Source organism: uncultured Blautia sp. (assembly GCF_902497045.1).
Taxonomy (GTDB): domain Bacteria; phylum Bacillota; class Clostridia; order Lachnospirales; family Lachnospiraceae; genus Blautia_A.
The window spans coordinates 1-5,918 of sequence record NZ_CABVDF010000177.1 but is presented as its reverse complement, the minus strand read 5'-3'; the positions used below and the strand labels follow the sequence as shown (position 1 = coordinate 5,918).

The following is a 5,918-nucleotide window of genomic DNA, read 5'->3' as shown; positions in this document are numbered from 1 at the left end:
TTTTTTACAATGTCTTTAGATATTCATTTTTCTGAAATATATATTTTCACCTGCTCCAGCACTTTTTCTGTTTCTGTTATAATCTCTTTCTGTTTTTCTTTTATGGAATCCATCTCCGCCTCCTCTACTGTCAGAGAGGCATACAAATGAACCAGATTTCCATATTTCCATATCATATCGCAAAGAGCCTTTGTTTCAGATGTTTTTGACTGTACTGCCAGATTTCGGTTCTGTGATTCTTTTAACTGCTCTCTGAGCAGTTTTATCTGGCCATCCTTTTTCTTCAAAAAAATGATAAGTACTGCAATGAGTAAAACAAATATTCCTGAAATCAGATATTTCATAATTGATCCGCCTCCCTTTACTGCAGATATTGTCTGATAGCCTTTCGCAGTTCTTCCGGTTTTACAGGTAATGTAAGAACTGTCAGCTTATCCTGTTCAGATTGAATATATTTTTGTGGATTTCCGGTTAGAAGGATCATCGGTCGTTTTCTGCTCTTTTTCCATTCCTGTTCATTTTCTTTTATCACTTCATCCATTACAATCCAGACAACAGGGTTTCGTCTTCCTAATTTTTTCCGGGCTTCTTCTATTGATGAAAAAATCAAACCCTGAGCAGAAACAGATTTTACAGCTATTGACAGTCCTCTTGCATACCTTGTATCCTCACACAAAATCGCGAGCAAAGGATTTGTTCTTGTTCCCTGTCCTGCCTGGATAAAGTCCAGTACCGGCGTATTATAAAGGCTGAAATCCTTTTCCTTGTGTGCAGCTTCATAGTAGCTTCTGGCCGCCCTGCACATTCGGATACAAAACTGTTCAATATCAATCCGTACATCTCCATTCTGGATTTCCTGCTGATCCAGCTGACATACTGACGAACCACAATTAATTCCCAGATGAAAATGGATATGGCTGCTGTTTTCATCATTAAAGAATCCTTTATTCTGATGAAGATATTCGCAGCGAAGCTGCCAGCATCTTTCTCCGCAAATATAAGGTGCCTTATCCTCTGATGAAATCTTAAAAAAATCACCTGCAAATTCATCAAACCATCTAATATACTGTGCTCCTACGTCACGAGTAGGATTTTTCTGTCGATCCAGTATAATGCGTCCATCTCGATATCTCTTTACAATGTCCGGAAAAGCAATTCCCCCGCAGATATCAGGAAGTGTCAGCGCCAGTGCCAGTGCAGACTGCCATCTTCCGTCCCGTACATTTAATTCCACTTCTGTTACACGATCCAGAAATGTAAAACTGACATTTGCCCGATTCATTCCGTACCTCCTTTAGCAAAAATCGCCTACCGGAGTATCCGGCAGACGACATAATCTCTGGGTATCTTCTGCAAATTGTTTCCATCTGTTTTATTTCAAACAGAATTTCTAAAAATGCAGGTGTCCCTGAAGCCAGATATTTGCTCTTAATCTTCTTCCCACTTCAGGCTCTCCAAGGAGATCTTTTTTGTTAATACAGACGTCAAACTGCAGATTATTACATTCTACGGTCATCTGCAAAATTTCTTCTCCTGTTAAAATATTTTTGAAAGAATGAAAATCCATAATTTCTCCAAGAATACTGTACTGATCGCACTGTATTCCATAAGGCATAAAATAGGAATCAACAATAGAAAATACATCTTCTTTCCCAATTCTCTGTGCGATCATGGAATATGTATCCATATCTTCCATGGTCAGGTTTTCCATTGCTTCCTGATCGCCATCCCGTGCTGCAGCCATAAGATGATTCCGGTTTCTGGTGATCTCCTGTTCTACCTTCACTGCCTCCTTGTCCTTCAGGGCAGGAAGAAGAATTCTTCCTTCCTTTGCCAGACCGGATAAAGTCAGCGGCTGTCCGCCGAAATTTCCTTTTGCCTTTTCTCTCAGATATTCTGCCGCATCCTGAAGATAAAATATCAGTGTGATCCCGATTCTCAGATCATCGCAGGCTCCTGCAAAAGACTCTTTATCCAGATGTCTTTCCACAGTTACCTGCTCCTGCGTGGTGATCCCTGTTCCCCGGAAAAAAGGAAAATAATAATCTACATGGAAGCGATTATATTCATCATACTGTCCACACACAGTAATGCCGCAGTCACATCCATAGTTTTTGGAAAACTCCACAAAAACTCCATCCGTATGATCTTCTACCGCCACTTTCTCATCGTAGTTTCTTACCGTATCTCCGATGATCTCTTTAATCCCTTCCCTGCTTTTTATATCGGAAAAACCAACTGCTCTCAGATAACTGTGCACCAAAACACCTCCATACCCGTTTTATGCACGGGTTTTCTTTTCAATCTTCTTCATACCGCCCATGTATGGCTGAAGTGCTTCCGGAATATTTACAGAGCCATCTGCATTCAGGTTGTTTTCCAGGAAAGCAATCAGCATTCTTGGCGGTGCAACAACTGTGTTATTTAATGTATGAGCCAGATATTTCTTACCATCCTCACCGTTTACGCGGATTTTCAGACGACGTGCCTGAGCATCGCCCAGATTAGAACAGCTTCCTACCTCAAAATATTTCTTCTGTCTTGGAGACCATGCCTCTACGTCAACAGATTTCACTTTAAGATCTGCAAGATCACCGGAACAGCATTCCAGTGTACGAACCGGAATATCAAGAGAACGGAACAAATCTACCGTATTCTGCCATAATTTATCAAACCACATTTTACTTTCTTCCGGCTTGCAGACAACGATCATTTCCTGCTTTTCAAACTGATGAATACGATAAACGCCTCTTTCCTCCAGACCATGGGCGCCTTTTTCTTTACGGAAGCATGGAGAATAGCTGGTCAGTGTTTTTGGCAGTTCCTGTTCCGGAATGATCTGATCGATAAATTTACCGATCATAGAATGCTCACTTGTACCGATCAGATACAGGTCTTCTCCCTCGATCTTGTACATCATAGCATCCATTTCAGCAAAGCTCATAACACCTGTTACTACGTTGCTTCTGATCATAAAAGGCGGAACACAGTAAGTAAAGCCTCTGTTGATCATAAAATCACGGGCATAGGAAATAACTGCAGAGTGAAGTCTTGCAATATCTCCCATCAGATAATAGAATCCATTTCCTGCAACTCGTCTTGCGCTGTCCAGATCAATTCCGTCAAAAGCTTCCATAATTTCTGTATGATACGGAACTTCAAAATCCGGAACAACCGGCTCACCATATTTTTCTACCTCTACATTTTCACTGTCATCTTTTCCAATCGGAACAGACGGATCGATAATGTTCGGAATAACCATCATATCTTTCAGAAGTTCTTCCTCTACTTCTTTTTCTCTTGCAGAAAGTTCATCGATACGTGCACCGGAAGCTGCCACCTGTTTCTTTACTTCTTCTGCCTCTTCGCGCTTACCCTGTCCCATCAGAGCACCAATCTGTTTGGAAATTTTATTTCTCTCTGCTCTGAGAGCCTCTACTTCTCCTTTGATGGCTCTGTTCTCTTTGTCCAGTTCCAGAACCTTATCTACTAATTCCAGCTTACTGTCCTGGAATTTATTCCTGATATTCTGTTTTACTACCTCTGGGTTCTCTCTGACAAATTTAATGTCTAACATGATAATTCCTCCTCAAAAATATTCTTTTATTTTAAATTTTCTTCATCACTTTCGTCCAGTTCTCCAAAGCCAAAATTTACAGCTTTTCTTAAGGCTTCTACCTCTTCCTGGCTAAGCATTACATAAGACTCTCCCTTTACGATTTCTTTCAGATAAAGGAAACAGTTATCACGACTGTGGACTGCATTCAGAATCAGCCCTGTATTTTCCTTGTCCAAAAGTGCCAGGGCAAAACTCAGTTTTCCACCAACATCATCAAAAGCATCGTATTTTTCCACACCATATTTGCTGAAGATCAGACGGAAATTTTTGATGATCGAATTGATAGACTGCTCATGATCCTCCTTTGCCTCATAAAGGCGGTCGATCTGTGCAAATTTCCTGACAAAAGTTTTTTCCAGCGACTGGGCATCGCTTCCCTTCATAAACATCTTATACTTTCGCTCCAGACGTTTCAGTCTCATACTGTAGCTGATCATACAGCCAATGAGAATGATAACGATCAAAAGCAATAAAATGATAATGATTCCGGGATCAATACCTATATTATCAAAAATAACACTCATGGCATACCCCTTTTATCCAATAGATTCAAACAGATCAATGATACGTTCCAGATCCTCTCTGGAATAATATTCAATTTCTATTTTACCTTTATTATTCTTCTTTCTGTGGATAAATACTCGTGTTCCTGTAATCCCTTTCATTTTTTCTTCCAAACTCTCATAAATTGCATCTTCTGCAGGGTTTGAAACTTTTTCTTTTTTATTTGAAGGTTTCAAAATCTTTCGTACAAGATCTTCTGTCTCTCGAACACTTAATTTATTATCAAAAACTTTCAAAGCTACCATTTCCTGGGTCTCTGCATCTGAAATACTTAAAATTGCCCGCGCATGTCCTGCTGAGATCATTTCATCAACAACCATCTCCTGTACCTTTGGAGCCAGTTTCAAAAGACGCATGGAATTAGTCACTGCTGTTCTGCTTTTTGAAACACGTTCTGCAATTTCATCCTGTTTCAAATGAAACTCTTCAATCAATCTTTTGTAAGCCAGAGCTTCTTCTATTGGATTCAGATCTTCCCGCTGAATATTCTCGATCAGAGATATTTCCACTACTTCCTGAGCCGAAAACTCCTTGATGACAACAGGTATCTCTTTAAGTCCTGCCATCTTAGCTGCTCTCCAGCGTCTCTCTCCTGCTATGATCTCATAATATCCTTTTTTATCAGATACAAGAAGCGGATGAAGAACTCCATATTGTTTGATAGATTCTGATAACTCCAGTAATGCATCCTCATCAAATTTCTTTCGGGGCTGCTGACGATCAGGCTCTACACTTGATATTTTTACCATCATCGGTCCGCCTGATATCTTTTCCTGCTCTGAATCTTCTTTTTTCTTCTGGTGAACTGTAGTTTTTTCCTTTACTTCCTTTGTCCCGGACTTTGCTGTGACAGTTTTATCTGGAAAAAGAGCATCCAGTCCTCTGCCAAGCCCAGTTTTCTTTGCTGCCATTATTCACCCTCCCTGTTGATTACTTCTTCTGCTAAAAGGCGATAACTTTCTGCTCCTGCAGAACGCGGATCATATATGGTGATCGGCTGTCCATAGCTGGGAGCCTCTGCCAATCTTACATTTCTAGGAATAATTGTCTTATAAATATTCTGCTGAAGGTTATCTTTTACATTTTCTACAACCTGCAAAGACAGATTTGTTCTGGCATCGTACATAGTAAATACAACACCTTCCATAACCAGGCGTTTATTCAGACGCTCCTTTACCAAGTCAATGGTATGTATCAGCTGTGAAAGGCCTTCCAATGCATAATATTCACACTGAATCGGAACCAGTACAGAAGTTGCTGCTGTAAGAGCATTGATCGTCAGCATATTTAAAGATGGCGGACAATCCATGATAATATAATCATATTTTCTGCGGATTTTTTCCGTAATCCTCTTCAAAATATATTCCTTATCATCTACACCAATCAATTCTATTTCCGCTCCGGACAGATTAATATTAGACGGAATTAAATCAACATTTTCTACAACATCTTTTATAATCGTATCTTTTGGCTGGGATTGTCCTAACAAAAGCTCATACAAAGTATTTTCCACATTATTTTTATCAACGCCTAATCCACTGGTAGTATTTCCCTGCGGGTCAATATCAATTGCCAGTACTTTTTTTCCTTTTTCTGCAAGACAGGCTGATAAATTAATGGCTGTAGTAGATTTACCAACTCCACCTTTCTGGTTTGCTACTGCTATTATTCTTCCCAATTTTTTACCTCCTTCTGAGGGTTTAATATCAGAGTTGATTTTATTATAGCACTTTTA

At 39.7% G+C, this 5,918-nt stretch carries 7 protein-coding genes; all 7 read right to left on the bottom strand.

Going from position 1 to position 5,918, the window contains the following annotated elements:
- Positions 1-23: 23 nt before the first annotated feature.
- Positions 24-344, bottom strand: coding sequence for a hypothetical protein (locus RDS42_RS11450; protein ID WP_308783784.1), 321 nt, complete (start codon positions 342-344; stop codon positions 24-26).
- 17 nt (positions 345-361) lie between these two features.
- On the bottom strand, positions 362-1,282 hold the full coding sequence (locus tag RDS42_RS11445; RefSeq protein ID WP_308783783.1) for a hypothetical protein: 921 nt from the start codon (positions 1,280-1,282) through the stop codon (positions 362-364).
- Positions 1,283-1,390: 108 nt separating this feature from the next.
- A complete protein-coding gene (locus RDS42_RS11440) occupies positions 1,391-2,260 on the bottom strand; it encodes a DUF3881 family protein (protein WP_308783782.1) in 870 nt (289 codons plus the stop codon).
- Between the two features lie 21 nt (positions 2,261-2,281).
- A complete protein-coding gene (serS, locus tag RDS42_RS11435; RefSeq protein ID WP_308783781.1) occupies positions 2,282-3,577 on the bottom strand; it encodes a serine--tRNA ligase in 1,296 nt (431 codons plus the stop codon).
- Between the two features lie 26 nt (positions 3,578-3,603).
- The gene (locus RDS42_RS11430; protein ID WP_177296964.1) at positions 3,604-4,143 is read right to left on the bottom strand and encodes a DUF4446 family protein; all 540 of its coding nucleotides are present in this window, start codon (positions 4,141-4,143) and stop codon (positions 3,604-3,606) included.
- A gap of 12 nt (positions 4,144-4,155) precedes the next feature.
- A complete protein-coding gene (locus RDS42_RS11425; RefSeq protein WP_308783780.1) occupies positions 4,156-5,094 on the bottom strand; it encodes a ParB/RepB/Spo0J family partition protein in 939 nt (312 codons plus the stop codon).
- Positions 5,094-5,861, bottom strand: a complete 768-nt coding sequence (locus RDS42_RS11420; RefSeq protein ID WP_177296962.1) for a ParA family protein — start codon at positions 5,859-5,861, stop codon at positions 5,094-5,096. Before RDS42_RS11420 ends, RDS42_RS11425 begins: the two co-directional genes overlap by 1 nt.
- Between the last annotated feature and the right edge of the window lie 57 nt (positions 5,862-5,918).

Coding starts and splice junctions, on each gene's coding strand:
- RDS42_RS11450 (WP_308783784.1), bottom strand. CDS start 344: ATGAAATATCTGATTTCAGGAATATTTGTTTTACTCATTGCAGTACTT.
- RDS42_RS11425 (WP_308783780.1), bottom strand. CDS start 5,094: ATGGCAGCAAAGAAAACTGGGCTTGGCAGAGGACTGGATGCTCTTTTT.
- serS (WP_308783781.1), bottom strand. CDS start 3,577: ATGTTAGACATTAAATTTGTCAGAGAGAACCCAGAGGTAGTAAAACAG.
- RDS42_RS11445 (WP_308783783.1), bottom strand. CDS start 1,282: ATGAATCGGGCAAATGTCAGTTTTACATTTCTGGATCGTGTAACAGAA.
- RDS42_RS11430 (WP_177296964.1), bottom strand. CDS start 4,143: ATGAGTGTTATTTTTGATAATATAGGTATTGATCCCGGAATCATTATC.